An 18777-nucleotide genomic window follows, 5' to 3' on the forward strand; every position below is an offset into this window, starting at 1 on the left:
TACTTCGGCGACCTCCTGACGTCTTGACTGGTGAAGAAGTGATCTCTGACATCGGACATGCAACCGTGAACCACTGTGGTACCGCCAAGCTGCTCGCCGCAGGGTGCGACTGATGAAGGACCATTTCAAGGGTAGGCATCGACATCCATACCCTGCGCCTTACTCGCGCTCTGCCTCACAGGTTTTCTCCGAAGCCATAGCGAACGCTCGCGACTACCTAACGATCTGCATGGTGTGCCTGCCGTCGACGACGACCCTTACGCTTGGCTTCCTATGTGGCGTCGCGATATGGGGATGAGCACGAAATGACCGCCGGCCTTCCACACTCGGAGTACAGCTGTTCGACACTGGCAGACCTCAACTCGACTCCTGGACTTCGATCGACGTCTGCCTGTCGAAATGAGGTCTGGGAGTGCTACCGCTCGGCGACCGCGCTGACGCGCACTTCGCTCGCCTTGACCACCAGTACGACGTCGAGTCCAGTGACCAATCCCAGCTCCGCGACAGCTGCCCACGTGACCTCTGCGGCGACAACCTGATCGGCGACGTCGGTGTTCACCACCGCGTGGTCGCCTCGCGGCACCACGTCACGGACCGTCGCCTGCAGCGCGGTACGCGGACTTCCGTGCGGGGCATCGAGATAGACGGCGACCGCACGCGGTGAGAACGTCGCGGCGGCAGGTGTTTCGGCCGCGAATCCATCAGCCGGCGCGTCGTCCCCGGGAGTCCCGACCACCGCATTACCCCGATCGTCGACAACGGCATCGGCCTCACCTATCCGCCCCACGAACAGATTGATCCCCGACAGCGAAGCGCTGAATCGACTCCCTGGATTGGTCAACACCTCTCGCGTGGAACCGGATTCGACGATTCTCCCCTGGTCCAGCACGACGATGTCCTCGGCCAGTCCGAGAGCATCCACCGGATCGTGGGTCACCATGATCGTCGTACGCCCGTGATCGGCGAGCAACCCTCGCAACAAGGCTCTCAACCGACTCGCCACGTCGACGTCGAGCGCTCGGAATGGTTCATCCAACAACAGTATTCGTGGTTCGGCGGCCAGCGCCCGAGCGATCGCCACCCGCTGAGCCTGGCCGCCGGACAATTCATCGGGCTTACGACCGGCGAGGTCGGCGACCTCTGCAGCCGCCAGCCACCGCGCCACTCGTTCGCGCACCTCGGCACGCGACATCCGCTGCGCCGACGGCGCGAACGCCACGTTCTCCGCGACGGTCAGGTGCGGAAAGAGCCGCGCGTCCTGGGACAGCAGGGCGACGCCCCGACGGTGAGGTGGGACGAACACGCGACCGTCGCGAAACACCTCGTCACCCAGGGAGATCCGTGTCGTGCCGTCCCCACGCAGCAGCCCCGCGATCACTCGCAGCATCGTCGTCTTCCCTGCACCGTTCGGTCCGACGACAGCCGTCGTCCGGCTCGCAGCAAAGCGATGCTCGACCCGCAGCGGCGGAACCTCCTGGTCGATGGACAGCGCCAGATCCGCGTCGCTCACAGCGCACCCCCAGTCCGGCGCCGCCGGCTGTGCACACCCACGACGACGACCAGCGAGATCACAACCAGAATGAGCGACAACGGGATCGCGGCCTGGGGGTCGTTGACGGAGGACACGTAGATCGCCAGCGGCGCGGTCTGCGTGACGCCCGGCGCGTTGCCCGCGAACGTGATCGTCGCGCCGAACTCGCCGAGCGCCCGCGCGAACGCCAGCACCAGCCCGGCGAGCAACGACGGCGCCACCAACGGCAGGGTCACCCGCCACAACGTGCGGGTCGGTCCGGCACCGAGCGTCGCGGCGACCTCCTCGTACCTCGTACCCACCACGCGGACAGCACCTTCGACGCTGATGACCAGGAACGGCAAAGCGACGAAGGTCTGCGCCAGCACGACCGCGGCGGTGGTGAAGGCGATGTCGATCCCGGCGTCGTGCAGATGTTCCCCGACGATCCCGAGGCGCCCGAACGTGTACAGCAGAGCCAGACCGCCCACCACCGGCGGCAGCACCAGCGGCAGGAGCACCAGCGCCCGTAACACGCGCACGAGCAGACCGTCGTGGCGCGCGAAGATCACCGCCATAGGCACGCCCACCACGAGACAGATGACGGTGCTGATCGCTGCGGTGATCAGCGAGAGTCGCAGCGCGTCAAGCGAAGACGGAGACGTCACCTGATTCACGAAGGAGTCCCAGGGCGAGCGGAACAGCAGCGCCAGGGGCGGCACGACGATCAGCGCGACTCCGACCGCGGCAAATCCATACGCCCAAGCCGGCAATCCGGCCGGGCCCCGTCGAGCGAAGCGGGGTGGAGTCACGGCGCGCCGAAGCCGGCTTCGGTCAAGATGCGCTGTCCGTCAGCACCCAGAACGAGTTGGACGAACTCCGTCCCCAGGTCACCGTCCGCGGCATCCTTCAGCGTCGCAATGGGATAGGAGTTGACCACTTCCGCAAACGCCGGATCGGTCACGGTTGCCACCTTGTCGCCGGCCGCCTTCGCATCGGTCACGTACACGACCCCGGCATCGGCTTGCCCGGTCGTCACCTTCGTGAGTACCGCGCTCACCGACTGCTCCTCCGATGCCGCGTCGATGGTGATCCCGGTGTTCTTCTCCACCAGCTCGGTTGCGGCCCCACACGGCTGAGCGGACTGGCAGGCGACCGTCGTCACCCCCGGCTTGTTGAGATCGGCCAATGTCGCGATGTCCTGTGGATTTCCGGCGGCGGTGACGATCACGAGTGTGTTGGTCGCGAAGATCTCGGGGTCGACCGCCAGGTCACCGAGTTTCGACATGTTCTTCTCGTCCGCGCTGGCGAAGACGTCCGCCGGCGCACCCTGCTTGATCTGATTGACCAGGGTCGACGAGCCGTCGAACGAAAGTCGCACAGTGACGCCGTCGTGCTGCTTCTCGAACTCGTCGGCGATCGTGGTGAAGGTCTTCTTCAGCGACGCCGCTGCGGACACGTCCAGAGTCACGGTGCCCGAATCGCTGCCGTCGTCCGACGAACACCCCGCCGCACACAGAATCACGGCGACCGCGGCAGCGACTGCGAGCCTTCTCATCGGTTCTCCCTGCTCGTTTCGACGATGACGTTCGTCGACTTGACGATCGCGGTGGCCACCGACCCCGGCGCGAGCTCCAACTCGCGTGCCGACTGCGCGCTCATCAGCGACGTCACCTCGAACGGCCCGCACTGCAAGGTGACCTGAGCCATCACACCGTCCATCAGGACCTCGGTGACAAGCCCGGTGAACCGATTGCGTGCCGACCGCGCGACGGGCGCACCGTCGTCCGGCGCCACGGCACGCTCGCGCGCGAGCTGCGCGAGGCGCGCTCCGTCGACGGTCGCCACCGGCCCGTCGTCGGATTGCTCGAGCACCCCGGACGCGATCCATCGTCGGATCGTGTCGTCGCTGACGCCGAGCAATGCTGCGGCGTCCTTGATCCGTATCGCGGTCACGCGAGTTATCGTATCCGTATCTGCGTGACAAATGGCACCTTGAATCCGCAATTGCGGAGGTACGTCCGCTATTGACTTCAAGCCGACTTGAGGTCCTAGCGTGAATCCCACTTCGGCCGTCGGAGTCCGGGCCGTCGGACCGATGAGTTCCGTGGGGGTTCCCGGTCTGTCCTGTCGAGGAACGTCGGCGTTCCCCGATGTGCCCCTGAGATGTCCCCCATGCGCACCCGGAGACACCGAAAAATCGTTCGCCCCTGTCAGACCCCATCGATACCGTGGAGAGTTATGAACTCAGTCACAGTTCCCGCCGTCGCACCCGGCGATGTCACGACGCCCGACGTCGCGATCGAGGCCATCGACCTGGTCAAACGCTTCGGCGATTTCACCGCGGTCGACGGTGTCAGTTTCACGGTCCCGCGCGGCTCCGTCCTCGGCCTGCTCGGCCCCAACGGCGCCGGCAAGACCACCACCGTCCGCATGATGACCACCCTGTCACCGCCGACGAGCGGGACCGCTCGCATCGCCGGCTTCGACGTCATCGAACAGCCCGGCATGGTCCGGCAGAACATGGGCCTCACCGGCCAGGCCGCGACCGTCGACGAGATCCTCACCGGACGTGAGAACCTGCGCATGATCGGCGGGTTGTACGGCATCGGTCGTAAGACCCTGGCTCGTCGCTCCGACGAGCTCCTGGAGCAGTTCTCACTCAGCGAGGCCGGCAACAAGCAGGTCAAGTCGTATTCCGGTGGCATGCGCCGCCGGCTCGACCTCGCGGTCAGTCTCCTCGCGGCCCCACCTGTGCTGTTCCTCGACGAGCCGACCACCGGCCTCGACCCGCGGAGCCGCTCGGAGCTGTGGGATGTGTTGCGGGACCTCGTCTCCGACGGGACCACACTCCTGCTGACCACCCAGTACCTCGAAGAGGCCGATCAGCTCGCCGACGACATCGTCGTCATCGACAAGGGCAGGATCATCGCGCACGGCACACCGCTGCAGCTCAAGGAGCAGGCCGGCTCGGCCAGCCTCGTGCTGACCGTGTCCCACGGCGACGATCTCCCGGCTGCCGAGGCTTTGCTGCGCAAGAACGGTGCGGAGGTGTTCGTCGACGTACCGGCACGTCGACTCACCACCGCCTCCGGCGGCCTCGGGGACCTCCCCCGTGTCGCCGCCTGGTTCGAGGAAAGTGGGATCGCCGTCGACGATTTCGGTCTCGCACGCCCGAGCCTCGACGACGTCTTCCTGTCCTTGACCGGCCACCGAGCCGAGGACACCACCACCACCACCGACGAGGAGATCGTCTGATGACCACCACTGCAGAGAAGGACGCGGTGGTCGCGAGCACATCGCGCGTCCATCCGACCACCCTGTGGCAACAGTCCTGGATCATGGTCAAACGCAACATGATCCACACCAGGCGGATGCCGGAGATGCTCTCCGACGTCACGATCCAGCCGATCATGTTCGTGGTGCTGTTCGCCTACGTGTTCGGGGCGTCGATCCAGACCGACAGCGCTTCTTACAAAGAATTCCTGCTGCCGGGCATCATGGGTCAGACCATCGTGTTCACCGCATTCATCGTTGCGTCCGGAATCACCGCGGATCTGGAGAAGGGCATCATCGACCGCTTCCGGTCACTACCCATACGCCGGTCGTCGGTGCTGATCGGCCGTAGCATCGCGAGCGTCCTGCACAGTTCCATCGGCATCGTGGTGATGTCGTTGACCGGGCTCGCGATCGGCTGGCGAATCCGCGGCTCCTTCGTCGAGGCCGTTCTCGCGTACGCCATGCTGTTGCTGTTCGGATTCGCGATGATCTGGTTCGGCATCCTCATCGGATCGTGGCTGCGAACCGTGGAGGCGGTCAACGGCTTCATGTTCTCGACGCTGTTCCCGATCACGTTCCTGTCGAACGCGTTCGTCCCGACCGACCCGATGCCCACGTGGCTCAGGACGATCGCCGAATGGAATCCGATGTCGTCACTGGTACAGGCCTTGCGTGTGCTGTGGGGCAACGGTCCGGAGTTCGGTCCGGGTTCGGCACTGCCGCTTCAGTACCCGGTCATCTCGACCATCGTCTGGGCGGTCGCGCTGACCCTGATCTTCGCACCGTTCGCCCTGCGTGCGTACAACAAGCGCACCATCGACTGAGCGGAGCAGGCAACCGGCCCACGCTCCCCGAGTAGCGAGCCACAACACGCTCCCCGAGTACCGAGCTCGCGAGCCACACCACGCTCCCCGAGTAGCGAGCTTGCGAGCCACACCACGCTCCCCGAGTAGCGAGCTTGCGAGCGTATCGAGGGGACTACAGCGGCCCGTTCAGGCGGTCAACGCGATCGCCTGCAGCGGGTCGCTGTAGATCGCGTCCAGCGAGACCGCACCGGCCGCCTGCTGCTGCACCGTGGCTCCCGAATGCGATACCCGCACATCGCGTTTGGTGACGATCGAGGTCTCGCGAACGGCGCGGGCCACCGTCGGCAGGCTGGCCGGGTAGTCGGTGAACGCCTGACCACCGAGGATGATGTGGTCTGGGTTGAAGATGTCGGCGATGAGACCGACAGTGCGGCCCAGGACCTCGGCACGCTCTTCGAGGAGAGCGCGCGCGGTTGCGTCACCCGCACGGGCGAGAACGTGCAGACCCTCGACATCGGTCACCGAAAGACCCAGCGCCTGAGCAGCTTCGACGATGCCGGTATCACTTACCGCCGGTTCGAGACGACCCGTGTGCTGCGGGTCGAGGAGCTTGGTGGCGCCGGTCGGGAAGTGACCGATCACCGGAGGTCCCGCGGTGGGGGTGTGGACGGTGCCGCCGACGCTGAAGGCGATGCCCAGCATTTCGCGAGCGTAGAAGTACAGGAAGCTCGACTGCTCGTCGTCGGGGTTGAGGACCAGCTCGGCGGCCGCCATCGCCTCGACGTGCGACGCGACCGAGACCGGCAGACCCACGGCCTCGGCGATGACACGCCCGACGGGTGCACCCTCCCAGCCCAGGCGGGGATGATCCACGATGCCGCCCTCGGCGACCCGGCCACCGAGTGCGACGCCGACCCAGAGCACTCGCTTTCCGGTCCAGCGTTCGGCGAAGCGGCGTGCGCTCACGCCGATCGCGGCGAGGGTCTGCTCGGGCGTGTCGGCCACCGGCGTCGGTATCTGGATGGCACCGACCACGCGATGCAGCAGGTCGTGGGTGGTGATCGAGGTGACCTTGTAACCGATGTGGATACCGAGGGTGAGGAACTCGGCGAGGTTGACCTCGAAGGGCAGGCGCGGGCGTCCGATGGCTCCCGACGGGGCGAGGTCCGCGCGCTCGCGGATCAGACCGGCCTTCAGCAATGCACTGACCTGGCGGTTGACCGTCGAGATGCTCAGGCCGGTGCGTTCGGCGGCATCATCGCGGAACAGCGGGCCGGCCAGGCGAGCGGCCCGGAGGACGAGAGCGGCCGGCTTGTTCGACAGCTCGAGGCGAGGCGTCGCAACGTGCACCCGCTGATCCCCCTTCCCGAATCCTCGTCGGTCAGCGATCGGTCCCGGGATTCGGGACGACGGGACCGACGAAGGTACGGATGACAACGGTACGGGTTGGCGGCTCACCTGCGGACCACGGCGCACCGGCCGGGACGCAGGCCGACGCGTCAGCGGTGTGGGGGAGGTGCGCAGGGTGCGAGTGGAGATCTCGGGAAGGGTTGCGGTCATGATTGTCCTCGTCGAAAATCCCCGCGCTCAGACGGCGGGGCGGAGTGGCTGAAGTGCTCGGATGAAGAGACTTGGAGCGACACCCCGGACGAGGTGTCGGCTCAGCGCATTCGACGACAACAACAGAGAACACGAGCGAGCGGCAGACGGCAGCCCAGCGCGGTGGTCACATAGGTGACCTCCGACAGCCTGCGGTCGACACTCGTCATGCGGATCAAGCTAGCAACGCCCACCCCGCCGCGGCAAGCCCGTTCCGCCAGGTGACGGAGGTTTGGCAACCTACGGGCATACGCGTTCACCGGCGAAGATAGCCCCGCCGACGATGATTCGCGCGGGTTGCGCTCAGCGTGATTCCAAATCCTGACCCGGTGCCCATCCGACCTGGGTCGCCTTCCAAGCGGACCGAGGTCGCCTTGTCTCTTCCGAGTCGAGCGTGTCGGTGATCGACGGTAAATTGTGAGCATGACCACAACCGCGGGTGAGTCCGTTTCCGACGCCGATTTCCTGGAGGTCGCCGAACCGTTCCGTCGTGAGATCGTCGCCCACTGCTATCGGATGCTGGGCTCGCATCACGACGCGGAGGACCTGGCCCAGGAGACATTCCTGCGCGCGTGGCGCGGATACGCCAAGTTCGACCACCGCTCCTCGGTGCGGACCTGGCTGCACAAGATCGCCACCAACACGTGCCTCACGGCACTACAGAGTTCGCAGCGCCGACCGCTCCCGTCCGGCCTCGGCGGCGATGCCTTCGACCCGACCGACGACCTCCTCCAGAACCACGAGGTGCCCTGGCTCGAGCCGTTTGCCGGCACCGTCGACGAGATCACCCCCGGCGACGACGCGGACCCGGCCTACGTCGTCGGCGCACGCGAATCGGTGCGGCTGGCGTTCATCGCCGCCCTCCAGCATCTCCCCGAACGCCAGCGCGCCGTGCTGATCTTGCGCGACGTCCTGCAGTGGCGCGCCGCCGAGGTCGCGGACACCATCGGCGTCACCACCGCAACCGTCAACAGCCTTCTGCAGCGTGCCCGTGAGCAACTGAAGACCGCGCGGCCGCAGGCCGACTCCGCGAGTTCGGACTCCTCGGTCCTCGACGACGACGCCAAGCGGGAACTCCTCGCACGCTATGTGTCGGCTTTCGAGCGCTACGACGTCGACGCGATCGCCGAGATGTTCACCGACAAGGCGATCTGGGAGATGCCGCCGTTCACCGGCTGGTACCAGGGCCCGGAGGCGATCGGGACACTCATCAGCAAGAACTGCCCGGCGGAGAAGCCCGGCGATCAGATCCTGCTCCCCACCGTCGCCAACGGGCAGCCCGCGTTCGGTCTGTACATGCGCGAACCCGACGGCGTCCACCGACCGTTTCAGCTCCAGGTCCTCGACATCGATCCGGCGACGAAGAAGGTCGGCTACGTGGTGGCGTTCTTCAGCGACACCATGGAAGCCGACTTCGCGAGGTTCGGCCTCCCCCCTACGCCGTACGACGCCCCGGCTCGCACCGCGCCGAACCCCTGGCACTGACGCCACCCGCCACCCCAGTTGTATGTGACCATCGGTCACAGAAATTTCTCCCTGCGGTGCGGGGTCGATAACCGCAGGTGAGACCCTCCACGCGCTGGATAGGCCGCCCGCACTCGCGTGCCCACTCACCGACAAGGGGTTCTGTTTCCGAACCACTTCGGTTAGCGTGTCCTCGTCCAGCCGGAAAGATGAGGGGGAAACATGGTGTTGTCTGAGGTTGAGAGCGCTCCGGCACGGGGGCTCGCACTGTCCGCGACTCGGAGAGTGGTGATGTCTTTCGCCGAGCGGGGAGCGCGGACATCGACGAAGCCGCACGATCCCGACTACCTACTGCGTCCGCACGTCGGAGAGCGCAGGTTCGGCTGGACGCACTACGGCGTCATGATTCCCGACCTCCCATCGCCTCACCGCTATCTCAGCGTGATGATCATGGCCGGGATGCCGGGACAGAGCGCCTTCGACGTCGACGAGGTCGTCGCGACGAGCCCACGGGACACCGTCACCGTGTCCGTTTCGACCGCCGTTGCCGCACAGTACAAGTCGTTGTCGATGAGCCGGGAATGCCACCTCGGCGCAGACGGCGACGACCTACGGTTCGGCTCGCTGGTGACCATCTCCGGTCGGTACCCGGAGTTCTCGGTGGTGATCGACATCCCCGGCCTATACACCGAGCTACGCTTCGCGATGGCCGACCGCGCAACATGGTTCGTCCAAGGCCTCCCCTACCACCACCTGAGTCTCCTGGGCGATTTCACCGGCGTCATCCGCACCGACGATTCGACCCTCACGGTCTCCGGTCAGGGCAACATCGAGTACGCGCGCTGTGTCGGCCCGTATGCCCTGCGCGACCGGCTGCTACCGGCGACACGGAAACTGCCCGTCGACTTCTTCACCTACCACGTCGTCAGCCTCCCGGATGATGCGCAGATCCTGTTCTGTCGCGTCGGCATGCTCGCCGAACGAGTCGGCGATCTCGTACAACACCGCACGACAACCAGCGCAGGCGATTGGCGGGTCAACAACGTCTCCACAGACAGGACCTTCTACGAGGTTCTCGACTACGAGGAGCAGCCGCGGGTGGACCAGGGAGGGCACCGCATGCTTCTTCCGAGGAGATTCCGGTTCGGTGTTCGTGATCGTCTCACCGTCACGGGCACCTACGACACCGAACCGCGGTATGGCGTCGGTCGCGGCTACATCTGGGGATACATGGCCGATGTCGACATCGATGGGCGGACCATCCGGACCCGAGGGTACTCCGAGTACGTCAACGTGCGGGCGACGTGACGAACCGCTGAACACCGGGTGGTGGTGCCGCGCTGCGTATGCTTGCGCACGTGAGCGCGGCACACCCACCTCAACCCGGCCGTCCGGTGCGTGGCTCCGACACCGGCCGACCGATCATGGCGTCGTTCGACCTGCTCGGACGACGATGGACCCTCCGGATCGTGTGTGAGCTCAGCAAGGAGCCCCTTGGCTTCAGCGAACTACGACGCCGGGCTTCGAACATGTCGAAAAGCGTGCTGTCCCTACGCCTCCATGAATTGGTGGAGGCCAAGGTCGTGCACCGTGACGAGGCAAGCTCGGCCTACTCGCTCACACCGCTGGGCAAGTCCCTCTACCTTGCCCTCGAGCCGCTGTTCACGTGGTCGAACGAGTGGGCCGCCGCCCTCGGGGCCGACCCGGACGACTCGCACCACAGCGAGCCGGCCTGAGCGGCCCTCGGTGCCGGCCAGGGCAGTACTGCATCACGGTCAGTGCAGCGTCTGAAGGATCGACGCCCCGATCATCCGTCGGGATCCTGGGGCAACTGGGAGGGGTCCATCCAGACCACCTCCCAGGCATGGCCGTCCGGATCGCAGAAGCTGCAGCAGTACATGAACCCGAAGTCCTCGGGGTCGCGCAGCGGTGCGCCGCCCGCGGCGAGCGCCGCGCCTGCGAGCTGGTCGGCGTGTTCCCTGCTGTCGGCGGAGAACGAGACGAGCGCCTCTCGCCCGTGGGTGGGGTCGGCGATGCTCCCGGCCGCGAACCCCTCGAACCGTCGGTGCTGCATCAGGATCACCATCGCGGCGTCGTTGATCGTCATGCACGCGGTGGCCTGATCGCAGAACACCTCGTCGAACCGGAAGCCCAGCGCGCCGAAGAACCGACGTGACCGCGCCACGTCGGCCACCGGCAGATTGACGAAAAGCATCGGTGCCACGGGCGGCCTCCAGTCGAGATCGGGACTCCACCCCGCCCGTCCACGCCGACGAATCGGCCGGCCGGGGCAGGGCCTCACCCAATACAGACCAGCCCGCGCAAGGGAACTCATCGCGGTCTAATAGTGTGCAGTCATGGGCGTCATCTATCTCGTGCGGCACGGTCAGGCTAATGCGTTGGCGTACGGCGTATCCGACGCCACGGACGACCTGCGGAACGGCCCCGGCGGACTCACCGCGACCGGCGACACGCAAGCAGCGGTCTCCGGCGCATTCCTGTCGGGGCAGATCGACGGATTCACGGCGGCCGTGAGTGGTGACCTACCGCGGCAGAGCCAGACCCTCAGCGGAGTGCTCGGCGCTTTCGAAGCACGACCGGACGCGAAGGTGGATCCCGGCTGGAACGAGTACTCACTTCCGGCGCTCGTGGGACACGCATCCCCGGAGATGTACCGCGACGGCCGCAACTACCAGCAGCATCTGGACAAGGGCCTCGCGGCCTGGATCGCGGCCGGCGACCACGAACCGACACCGGGACCCGACGGCGGCCCGGCCGAGAGTTACCCGCAGTTCCAGGCACGCGTGCACGACGCCGCCACTCGCGCCAAAGAACGTGCCGGATCAGGCCAGACGCTCCTGGTGGTGTCCTCCGCGGGCACCATCACGCAGTGGATCGCGCAGCTCTGGGGCATCCCGGACGAGCAGTGGCCGACGATGGCGCGCTCGATGGTCAATGCGTCGATCACGAAACTGATCGTCGGCAGGCAAGGCGTGACGGTGGTGTCGTTCAACGAGCACGGCCACCTCTCCGACCGTGAGGGCGGTATCTCGACCTTCCGCTGAGTCCAGCGGCATGGTGGGCGCGTCGAGCAACCGCGCACAACGAGGAGCCGTGCCGAGATCACCCCCGCGACAGGGGCGTTCGACACGGCTCCTCGTTGTGTTCGACGCCTGCTAGGCCCGATGCAGATTCGTGCCCGGACGCGTGAGCACCACGTTCGGCAGCACTGCGTACCGCGACAGCTGGGTGACCGAATGTGCGACGACGGCAACATCAGCGGCCGTGATCATCTCGTCCTTGGAGATGCGGTCCTTGAGCCAGTCGGTCATGTCGGTGGCAACGTAACCCGGCGCGATCGTCGTCGCGCTCACACCGTTCTCCGACTCCTCCAGGTTGAACGTCTCGCACAGCGAGATCAACGCAGCCTTGGTCGCGCCGTAGGCGGAGAGTTCGGGCTCCGGGTAGACGCCGGTGATCGACGCGACCGCAATGACTTTCGCGGCGCCGGCGGATGCCGCGGTGGCCCGCAGGGTCGGCAGCACCGACTGCAGCAGGATGTACGGCGCCCGCACGTTGACCTCGTACAGACGATCGAAACGCTTGACCGGCATATCCGCCACCGCGCCCTTGGAGCCCATGCCCGCGTTGATGATCAACGCATCGCACCGACCGAAGGCGTCGGCGTGGGCGGCACCGAGCGCGGCGATCGCTTCGGCATCGGTCATGTCGGCCGGGACGACCTCCACCCGGCCGGCACCGTGCTCGCGGAGCTCGGCCGCCTTCTTCTCCAACGCTTCCCGGCCTCGGGCACTGATCGTCAGGTCCCAACCGTCCGCGGCGAACCGCTCGGCGATCGACGCTCCGATGCCACGGGACGCGCCGGTGACCAACGCGGACCGGTTCTTCGACACTTCACTCATGCACTTGTCCCCGTATTCCGACTGTTCCGACGTGACTCTCAGCTGATGTGGCGCAGACCGTCGGCGATGAAAGCCGCGGTGGCCTCACCCGCACGCTCGGCGCCATCGCCCGACGACGCGCCCGAGAGGGCGCGGTAGGTGATGCCCTCGGCGATCACGCCGAGCTTCAGGTTGGCGAGACCGAGGTAGAAATCCCAGTCGCCGAGATCGGAACCGGTTGCGGTGGCATACTTCTGCGCGATCTCGTCCACGGATGCGTAGCGATCGCTGGTCCACGCCGCGGAGAAGCCGAGCACCTGGTCGAAGGCACCGGTCCGGTACACGCACATGAGCGCGACGTCGGTCAGTGGATCGCCGAGCGTCGACATCTCCCAGTCCACGACAGCGGCGATGCGTGCCGGGTCGTTCGCGTCCACGATCGTGTTGTCGACGCGGAAGTCCCCGTGCACCACCGATTCCCGGGCCTTCTCGGGCACACGCTCGGACAGCGCCTCGACGAGGCGCTCCACGTCGGGCAGCTCGCGGGTCTTCACGTGACCCCACTGACGGGCCCACAGCTTGACCTGTCGCGCAGCGAACCCGGCCGGCCGGCCGAAGTCACCGAGACCGACGGCGTGGTAGTCGACGGCGTGCAGGTCGGCGAGCGTCCGGACGAGACCGTCGAGATTGGCGGCCACCTCCTCGTCGGAGTACACGGCGAGATCCTCGGCGGTGCGCACCACCCGCCCGTCGACGAATTCGACGACCGTGCAGGGCGCCCCGATGATCGACCCGTCGGAGTCGAAGGCGACGGTTCGCGCGACCGGCACCGAGGTCGACTGCAGCGCACTGGTGACGGCCCACTCGCGGTTCATGTCATGGGCGGACGGCGTGAGTCCACCAGTCGGTGGACGACGCGCCACCCACCTGCTCTGGCCGTCGGTGACGGTGTAGGTCAGGTTCGACTTACCACCGCTGATGAGGTCGATCGACAGGTCGCCGGCGAGTTCGACACCGTTGTCGACGAGGAGCCGGCGGAGCTTGTCCGCCTCGAGAGCTGATTCGACGCCGGTCATTTCGCAGCCACCGCGGCCTGTGCCTTCTTCGCCCGGCCGACGGCGCGGCGCGCGATGGCCCAGCGATGGACCTCGGACGGACCGTCGTAGACGCGGAACGGCCGGAGCTCCTGCGACAGGCGCGCGATCGGCAGGTCGGCGGAGACACCGAGACCACCGCACATCTGGATGCTGCGGTCGGCGATGCGTGAATATGCCTCACCGGCAAAGGTCTTCGCGATCGACGTCTCGTCGGATGCGTGGTTGCCCAGGTCCAGTTCGTGACAGGCCTTGAGCAGGAGCGCACGCGATGCGGCGAGGTCGATCTCGTTGTCGGCGATCATCTGCTGGATCATGCCGAGGTCGCCGAGTCGGCCACCGAATCCCTCACGGCGCGAGACATAGTCGACGGCGACGTCGTGGCAGCGCTTGGCAGCTCCGAGCCAGCGCATGACGTGGGTCATGCGGGCCGGGCCGAGCCGGACCTGCGCGTAGCGGTAGCCCTCGTCGACCTCGCCGAGGATGTCGGCGTCGGGGACGAACAGGTCGTCGAACGTGACCTCGCAGTGCCCGCCGATCATCGCCTTGTCGATGGTGTTGATGTGACGGCCGACGGTGATTCCCGGGGTGTCGGCCGGAGCCAGGAACATCGTGGCACCGCCGCGATCGCCGGGCGACCCCGCGGTGCGGGCCATGATGATGAAGAACCCCGCACCCTCGGCACCGGTGATGAAGTGCTTCTTGCCGTTGATCTTCCAGCCGCCGTCGACCCGGACCGCCTGCGTGCGCAGCGCATTCGGATCAGATCCCGCGCCGGGGGCCGGCTCGGTCATGGCGAAACCGGAGCGGACCTCACCGGTGGCGAGCGGGGCCAGGTACTTGTGACGCTGCTCCTCGCTGGCGATGTGGGCGAGCATGTGCACGTTGCCCTCGTCCGGGGCGCCGATGTGCAGCGCCACGGGTCCGAAGGTGGAGTAGCCCGCCGCCTCGAAAACCGGTGCGCGGTCGGTCATGTTCAGCCCGAGTCCGCCGAACTCGACCGGCGCGTGCGGGGCGAAGATGCCCTCTGCCTTGGCCTTCGCGTTCATCTCGCGGCGGAGGTCGTCACCGCCGGCTGCGGTTATGTCGCCGGCGTGCGCGTCCTCGAGCGGCAACACGTACTCGCGGACGAAACGTTCGGTCTTCTCGACCAGTTCGACCACTGCGGGATCGTGGCGCAGGTCTATGGGCATCGTGACTCCTTTGACTGGACCGACGGGACTAACTGACCCCGACGCCGACCGAGCGATCGTTCGGCCGTCCATACCTTGCCAGGCAATGCCATCCCGGTCAAGGCGGACCGGGTCGAAATCCGTGCCGTCAGCTGGTGCGGTAGCCCACCAGCGCACGGGCGAGCTGGAGGTTCCGCGCGATCAGTTCATCCGGGCCCAGCAGTCCGTCGAGCTTGAACCAGGTCGAGACACCTACGCACATCGTGGCCACGGCCCGGGCCGCATCCTTCGGGTACTCGGTGGTGAAGTCGCCCGCCTCCACGCCGGCGAAGACGATCTCGTCGACCATCCGCTGCTGACGGTCCCGGTGGCCGATGTACTTCGGCCGGTAGTCGTCGTCGAGACTCCGGATCTCCGTGGAACCGACGAATGCCTGCTCCCGGCGGTACATGTGGAACCGCAGCAAGGATTCGACGACCGCGTCGAACTGCTTCACCGGCTCCGGTCCGGCTTCGAGGATCGCCGCCTCCGACCGGGCCAGCAGGTCGGTCATCGTCCGCTCGAGCAGACCCTGCAACAGGGACTGCTTCGACGGGTAGTGGTGGTACAGCCCCGGCACCGAGAGGTTCGCCCGCGCGGCGACCTCTCTGACCGACGTGCCGTGATAGCCCTGCTCGGCGAACGCCTCGAGGGCCGCTGCCAGCGGGATCGGGAGCTCGGGCTCGCCGTAGTCACGCCACGCGCCGAGAGGTTGCTTCGCCGGTCGTACGTCGGTTTCGCCGGTTCCGCTGTTCATGGGTTCAAACATATCTCCACAGGCGGCACTACTCACCATCGGCGCTGCGGTGGGACAGGCTCTTCTCCAGGATCTCCGCGGGGGACACGAGCAACGCGATGCTGAGGTCCACGACCTCCGACTTCGTGAGCTCGACGTCGCCCTCGAGCCAGGCCGCGAGCAGGCGACTCAACCCACCCACCTGGTAATGCGCCACGCCCGTCGCCTGCGCGGGGCCGACGTGCACATCGAGAATCGACGAGGTGCTCTGGAGCGTCAGACCCGCGAACAGTGCGGTGGACTCCATCCGCTTCGCCGCGATCACCGGGCTCAGCAGGGCTTGCGAGAACAGCAGTCGACCCTTGCGTCGATCCTGATCGATGAGGTCGACGATCGCGGCGACCGCTCCGGCCACCTTGGCGCGCATGGTCGCGCCCTCGGAGAACGCGGCGAGGCTCGAATGTGCGATCTCCTCGATGACTTCGTCGTACACCACACCGACGAGCTGATCGACCGACTCGAAACTCTCGTAGAAGTATCGAGCGGTCAGGCCGGCCCGCCGGCAGACGCCGCGCACCGTGACCGCCTCCGCGTCATCGGCGCCGAGCAGGTCCAGAGCTGCGTCGATCAGCGATGCGCGGCGTCGCGCGACCCGGGTGTCGCCACCCTCGCCGCCGTACGCGCGGAGGGAAGCAGCCGCATCCGACGCAGCGGCGTCGGACCCGGTTTCCGGGGTCGAAGGTCCTCTTCCCATGGTTCCTATCTTGACACCCCAGTAAGTTCATGTTTTATAAAACGGGAAACAAACGTTTCCTAAATCCGACCAGGAGGGGTTCGATGGCATCGGAGCCTATCACCAGTGGAAGCTCGGCCCTGTCGCCGCAAACGTCGGCCGACGCCACACCCGAGATCGAGCAGTTCCTCGCCGCGGAGAAACCCGACACCGAGTTCCTGCCGTCGACCGCACGCATGTCCCGCGCCGAACTGGACGCACTCCCCTCCGCACAGAACCTCGATCCGTTGGGCATCGGAGTCCTCGCCGGCGCGGCGAACGTCATCATGCAGCTGAGCCTGCCCGCGGTGGGTTACGGCGTGTACGAGAGTCGCGTCGACTCGGGGAATCTGTTCAAGCATCCCCTCAAGCGCGGCCGCACCACTCTGAGCTACCTCGCGGTCGCCGGTCTGGGCAGCGCCAAGGATCGCAAGGCCTACCGCAAGGCGATCGGCAAAGCCCACGCGCAGGTCCGGTCCACCACCGACAGCCCGGTCAAATACAACGCCTTCGACCCGAAGCTGCAACTGTGGGTCGCGGCCTGCCTGTACCGCGGCACCGAGGACGTCCATCGGATCTTCGGCGGGATGACCGAGGTGACCGACGAGTTCTACCAGGCCGGCGCAGTCCTGGGCACCACCCTGCAGGTCCCGCGCGAGGCCTGGCCGACCGATCGAGCGGCCTTCGAGGAGTACTGGAACGAGACCGTCGAGACCCTCGAGATCGACCCGGTCATCCGTGAGTACCTGATGCGGATCGCCCGCGCCGAGTTCCTGGGTCCGATCGTGGCCAAGCTTCTGGGCTGGTACTTCGAGATCCTGGCCATCGGCTTCCTGCCGGAGAACTTCCGCCGGAAGATGGACGTGCGACTGTCGCCGTGGCAGCAACTGTTCTTCGACAAGCACAACGCCGCACTCCGGGCGATCATCACCCGCGCACCCAAACCGGTTCGCAGCTTCCCGTTCAACCTGCTGCTCGCCGACGTCCGGTGGCGGATGCGCACCGGTCGCCCACTGGTCTGAACCGTCAGTTCCCGGTTGGGGGAAGCCCGTCCCGCTCATCGCGAGCGGGACGGGCTTTTCGGTGTCACACCCGCCGCACCGCGTCGCGATCGAGCGCGGCGACGTCGGTATGGCCGGCGAGTCCGAGCGTGAGGTCGAGTTCGGCGATGATGTCGGCCACCGCGTCGCGTGCACCGTCGGCACCGGCGAGCGCCAGCCCGTACATGTGCGGCCGGCCGATGCAGGCGGCGTCGGCGCCGAGCGCGAGTGCCTTGAAAACGTCTGAGCCGGTGTAGATCCCGGAGTCGATGAGCACCTTGATCCGGCCGTCGACGGCGGGCGCGATCTCCTCGAGGGCGTCGATCGTGCTCACGGCACCGTCGATCTGGCGTCCACCGTGGTTGGACACGATGATGCCGTCGACCCCGGCGTCGACGGCGCGACGGGCATCGTCGGGATGGAGCACTCCCTTGAGCACGATCGGCAGCGACGTCCGCCCGCGCAGCCCCGCGAGATCGTCCCAGCTCAGCGACGGACGCGAATAGATGTCGAGAAAGGTCTGTACCGCGGCGCGCGGTCGGGCCGACGTGAGATTCGCGAGGAAGCGCCCCGGCGCGTTGCGCGTGATCGAGATCAGGGTCGCGATGGCACCGAGGGAGATCTCGGGTCGTTCCCCGGCGGCGGTGCGTAGCCGCTCGGTGACGATGTCGACGAAGCGCCGGTCCGAGGTGTACTGCGCGATGCCCTCACCCCGCGCGAACGGTAGCGATCCCAGGTTCAGGTCCTGGGGACGCCATCCGAGCATCGTGGTGTCCAAGGTGACGACCACCGCGTCGGCACCGATTTCCTCCGCACGGGCGAGCAGGCTGTCGACCAACTCGTCGTCGGTGGACCAGTACAGCTGGAACCATCGCGGCGCACCTGGCGCCACACCGTCCATCTCGGCGGCCACGGTCTCCATCGGCACACTCGCCTGGTTCGAAAAGATGTACGGCACACCGAGTTCCGCGGCCGCGTGACCGATCAGCCGGTCGGCATCCGGAGCGGCCAGGGACCCGGCACCGACCGGCGCGAACAACACCGGTGCCGGGATGCGACGCCCGAACAGTTCGACCTCGAGGTTTCGCTCGGAGACATCGCGGAGAATTCGTGGCACGATCGCCCAGCGGTCCAGGGCCCGGCGGTTGGCCGCCATCGTGCGACCCTCACCGGCACCGCCGCCGATGTACGCCCACGCGCGGGCCGACATCGCCCGTTTGGCGCGACGTTCGAGTTCCGCGAAATCCGTTGGCACGCGTGGCTTTCGCCGGTGAACACCAGCGGTGTAGATGTCGTTCTGCCGCGCTCGCCCGTATCCCGTGGTCATGGGAGCCGATCGTAACGTCGGCATCGCCCGGCCCGGG

19 protein-coding genes are annotated in these 18777 nt (G+C 66.7%); 7 read left to right on the forward strand and 12 right to left on the reverse strand.

Annotated elements, in window-relative coordinates; all coding sequences use genetic code 11:
• Positions 1 to 415 precede the first annotated feature (415 nt).
• The 4 genes from GAA2_RS21515 to GAA2_RS21530 are packed head-to-tail and all read right to left on the reverse strand — an operon-like array spanning position 416 to position 3466.
• Positions 416 to 1510 carry a sulfate/molybdate ABC transporter ATP-binding protein gene (locus GAA2_RS21515; protein ID WP_024499444.1) on the reverse strand — a complete coding sequence of 365 codons (1095 nt, stop codon included), beginning with the start codon at positions 1508 to 1510 and terminating at the stop codon, positions 416 to 418.
• A complete protein-coding gene (locus GAA2_RS21520; protein WP_024499443.1) occupies positions 1507 to 2283 on the reverse strand; it encodes an ABC transporter permease in 777 nt (258 codons plus the stop codon). The genes GAA2_RS21515 and GAA2_RS21520 overlap by 4 nt, the downstream gene beginning before the upstream one ends.
• A gap of 35 nt (positions 2284 to 2318) precedes the next feature.
• Positions 2319 to 3068: a molybdate ABC transporter substrate-binding protein gene (gene modA / locus GAA2_RS21525; RefSeq protein WP_024499442.1), complete on the reverse strand. Its 750-nt coding sequence runs from the start codon at positions 3066 to 3068 to the stop codon at positions 2319 to 2321.
• A complete protein-coding gene (locus GAA2_RS21530; RefSeq protein WP_024499441.1) occupies positions 3065 to 3466 on the reverse strand; it encodes a molybdopterin-binding protein in 402 nt (133 codons plus the stop codon). The genes modA and GAA2_RS21530 overlap by 4 nt, the downstream gene beginning before the upstream one ends.
• 285 nt (positions 3467 to 3751) lie before the next feature.
• Between GAA2_RS21530 and GAA2_RS21535 the strand changes: the two genes are divergently transcribed.
• Positions 3752 to 4768 (forward strand): ATP-binding cassette domain-containing protein, encoded by a 1017-nt coding sequence (locus GAA2_RS21535; protein ID WP_159405723.1) that lies wholly within the window; start codon positions 3752 to 3754, stop codon positions 4766 to 4768.
• Positions 4768 to 5613, forward strand: a complete 846-nt coding sequence (locus GAA2_RS21540; RefSeq protein WP_024499439.1) for an ABC transporter permease — start codon at positions 4768 to 4770, stop codon at positions 5611 to 5613. Before GAA2_RS21535 ends, GAA2_RS21540 begins: the two co-directional genes overlap by 1 nt.
• Positions 5614 to 5781: 168 nt before the next feature.
• Here GAA2_RS21540 and GAA2_RS21545 read toward each other — a convergent pair whose 3' ends face one another.
• The gene (locus tag GAA2_RS21545; RefSeq protein WP_024499438.1) at positions 5782 to 6945 is read right to left on the reverse strand and encodes an ROK family transcriptional regulator; all 1164 of its coding nucleotides are present in this window, start codon (positions 6943 to 6945) and stop codon (positions 5782 to 5784) included.
• Between the two features lie 672 nt (positions 6946 to 7617).
• Here GAA2_RS21545 and GAA2_RS21550 point away from each other — a divergent pair.
• The 3 genes from GAA2_RS21550 (at position 7618) to GAA2_RS21560 (ending at position 10394) form a co-directional block, all read left to right on the forward strand.
• Positions 7618 to 8679 (forward strand): sigma-70 family RNA polymerase sigma factor, encoded by a 1062-nt coding sequence (locus GAA2_RS21550; RefSeq protein WP_024499437.1) that lies wholly within the window; start codon positions 7618 to 7620, stop codon positions 8677 to 8679.
• A 270-nt stretch (positions 8680 to 8949) separates the two neighbouring features.
• Complete coding sequence (locus GAA2_RS21555; RefSeq protein WP_159405724.1) at positions 8950 to 9966, forward strand: DUF6670 family protein; 1017 nt, start codon at positions 8950 to 8952, stop codon at positions 9964 to 9966.
• A 50-nt stretch (positions 9967 to 10016) separates the two neighbouring features.
• Positions 10017 to 10394, forward strand: coding sequence for a winged helix-turn-helix transcriptional regulator (locus GAA2_RS21560; RefSeq protein WP_236577698.1), 378 nt, complete (start codon positions 10017 to 10019; stop codon positions 10392 to 10394).
• Between the two features lie 71 nt (positions 10395 to 10465).
• Here GAA2_RS21560 and GAA2_RS21565 read toward each other — a convergent pair whose 3' ends face one another.
• Positions 10466 to 10882, reverse strand: a complete 417-nt coding sequence (locus GAA2_RS21565) for a VOC family protein (protein ID WP_159405726.1) — start codon at positions 10880 to 10882, stop codon at positions 10466 to 10468.
• A gap of 133 nt (positions 10883 to 11015) precedes the next feature.
• Between GAA2_RS21565 and GAA2_RS21570 the strand changes: the two genes are divergently transcribed.
• Complete coding sequence (locus GAA2_RS21570) at positions 11016 to 11723, forward strand: histidine phosphatase family protein (RefSeq protein ID WP_159405727.1); 708 nt, start codon at positions 11016 to 11018, stop codon at positions 11721 to 11723.
• 111 nt (positions 11724 to 11834) lie between these two features.
• On the opposite strand, the gene GAA2_RS21575 is transcribed toward GAA2_RS21570, so the two are convergent.
• From GAA2_RS21575 to GAA2_RS21595, 5 genes are all read right to left on the reverse strand, one after another.
• A complete protein-coding gene (locus tag GAA2_RS21575) occupies positions 11835 to 12581 on the reverse strand; it encodes an SDR family NAD(P)-dependent oxidoreductase (protein ID WP_159405728.1) in 747 nt (248 codons plus the stop codon).
• Between the two features lie 38 nt (positions 12582 to 12619).
• A complete protein-coding gene (locus GAA2_RS21580; RefSeq protein WP_024499433.1) occupies positions 12620 to 13636 on the reverse strand; it encodes a phosphotransferase family protein in 1017 nt (338 codons plus the stop codon).
• Positions 13633 to 14847 carry an acyl-CoA dehydrogenase family protein gene (locus GAA2_RS21585; protein ID WP_159405729.1) on the reverse strand — a complete coding sequence of 405 codons (1215 nt, stop codon included), beginning with the start codon at positions 14845 to 14847 and terminating at the stop codon, positions 13633 to 13635. The genes GAA2_RS21580 and GAA2_RS21585 overlap by 4 nt, the downstream gene beginning before the upstream one ends.
• Before the next feature lie 127 nt (positions 14848 to 14974).
• A complete protein-coding gene (locus GAA2_RS21590; RefSeq protein ID WP_024499431.1) occupies positions 14975 to 15622 on the reverse strand; it encodes a TetR/AcrR family transcriptional regulator in 648 nt (215 codons plus the stop codon).
• A 28-nt stretch (positions 15623 to 15650) separates the two neighbouring features.
• Positions 15651 to 16355 (reverse strand): TetR/AcrR family transcriptional regulator, encoded by a 705-nt coding sequence (locus GAA2_RS21595; protein WP_024499430.1) that lies wholly within the window; start codon positions 16353 to 16355, stop codon positions 15651 to 15653.
• 83 nt (positions 16356 to 16438) lie between these two features.
• On the opposite strand from GAA2_RS21595, the gene GAA2_RS21600 reads away from it, so the two are divergent.
• Entirely contained in the window at positions 16439 to 17395 is a 957-nt protein-coding gene (locus tag GAA2_RS21600) for an oxygenase MpaB family protein (RefSeq protein WP_159405730.1), read from the forward strand.
• Positions 17396 to 17459: 64 nt separating this feature from the next.
• Here the strand turns inward: GAA2_RS21600 and GAA2_RS21605 are convergent, their stop codons facing one another.
• Positions 17460 to 18740 (reverse strand): alpha-hydroxy-acid oxidizing protein, encoded by a 1281-nt coding sequence (locus GAA2_RS21605; protein WP_159405731.1) that lies wholly within the window; start codon positions 18738 to 18740, stop codon positions 17460 to 17462.
• Positions 18741 to 18777 lie beyond the last annotated feature (37 nt).

It is taken from the genome of Gordonia ajococcus (assembly GCF_012974285.1).
In the GTDB taxonomy this organism is placed as follows: Bacteria; Actinomycetota; Actinomycetes; order Mycobacteriales; family Mycobacteriaceae; genus Gordonia; species Gordonia amicalis.

Excerpts from the sequence above, each read along its gene's own strand:
- GAA2_RS21590 (WP_024499431.1), bottom strand. The coding sequence starts at position 15,622 with ATGAACAGCGGAACCGGCGAAACCGACGTACGACCGGCGAAGCAACCT.
- GAA2_RS21550 (WP_024499437.1), top strand. The coding sequence starts at position 7,618 with ATGACCACAACCGCGGGTGAGTCCGTTTCCGACGCCGATTTCCTGGAG.
- modA (WP_024499442.1), bottom strand. The coding sequence starts at position 3,068 with ATGAGAAGGCTCGCAGTCGCTGCCGCGGTCGCCGTGATTCTGTGTGCG.
- GAA2_RS21570 (WP_159405727.1), top strand. The coding sequence starts at position 11,016 with ATGGGCGTCATCTATCTCGTGCGGCACGGTCAGGCTAATGCGTTGGCG.
- GAA2_RS21605 (WP_159405731.1), bottom strand. The coding sequence starts at position 18,740 with ATGACCACGGGATACGGGCGAGCGCGGCAGAACGACATCTACACCGCT.
- GAA2_RS21595 (WP_024499430.1), bottom strand. The coding sequence starts at position 16,355 with ATGGGAAGAGGACCTTCGACCCCGGAAACCGGGTCCGACGCCGCTGCG.
- GAA2_RS21540 (WP_024499439.1), top strand. The coding sequence starts at position 4,768 with ATGACCACCACTGCAGAGAAGGACGCGGTGGTCGCGAGCACATCGCGC.
- GAA2_RS21600 (WP_159405730.1), top strand. The coding sequence starts at position 16,439 with ATGGCATCGGAGCCTATCACCAGTGGAAGCTCGGCCCTGTCGCCGCAA.
- GAA2_RS21555 (WP_159405724.1), top strand. The coding sequence starts at position 8,950 with ATGTCTTTCGCCGAGCGGGGAGCGCGGACATCGACGAAGCCGCACGAT.
- GAA2_RS21585 (WP_159405729.1), bottom strand. The coding sequence starts at position 14,847 with ATGCCCATAGACCTGCGCCACGATCCCGCAGTGGTCGAACTGGTCGAG.
- GAA2_RS21535 (WP_159405723.1), top strand. The coding sequence starts at position 3,752 with ATGAACTCAGTCACAGTTCCCGCCGTCGCACCCGGCGATGTCACGACG.
- GAA2_RS21575 (WP_159405728.1), bottom strand. The coding sequence starts at position 12,581 with ATGAGTGAAGTGTCGAAGAACCGGTCCGCGTTGGTCACCGGCGCGTCC.
- GAA2_RS21580 (WP_024499433.1), bottom strand. The coding sequence starts at position 13,636 with ATGACCGGCGTCGAATCAGCTCTCGAGGCGGACAAGCTCCGCCGGCTC.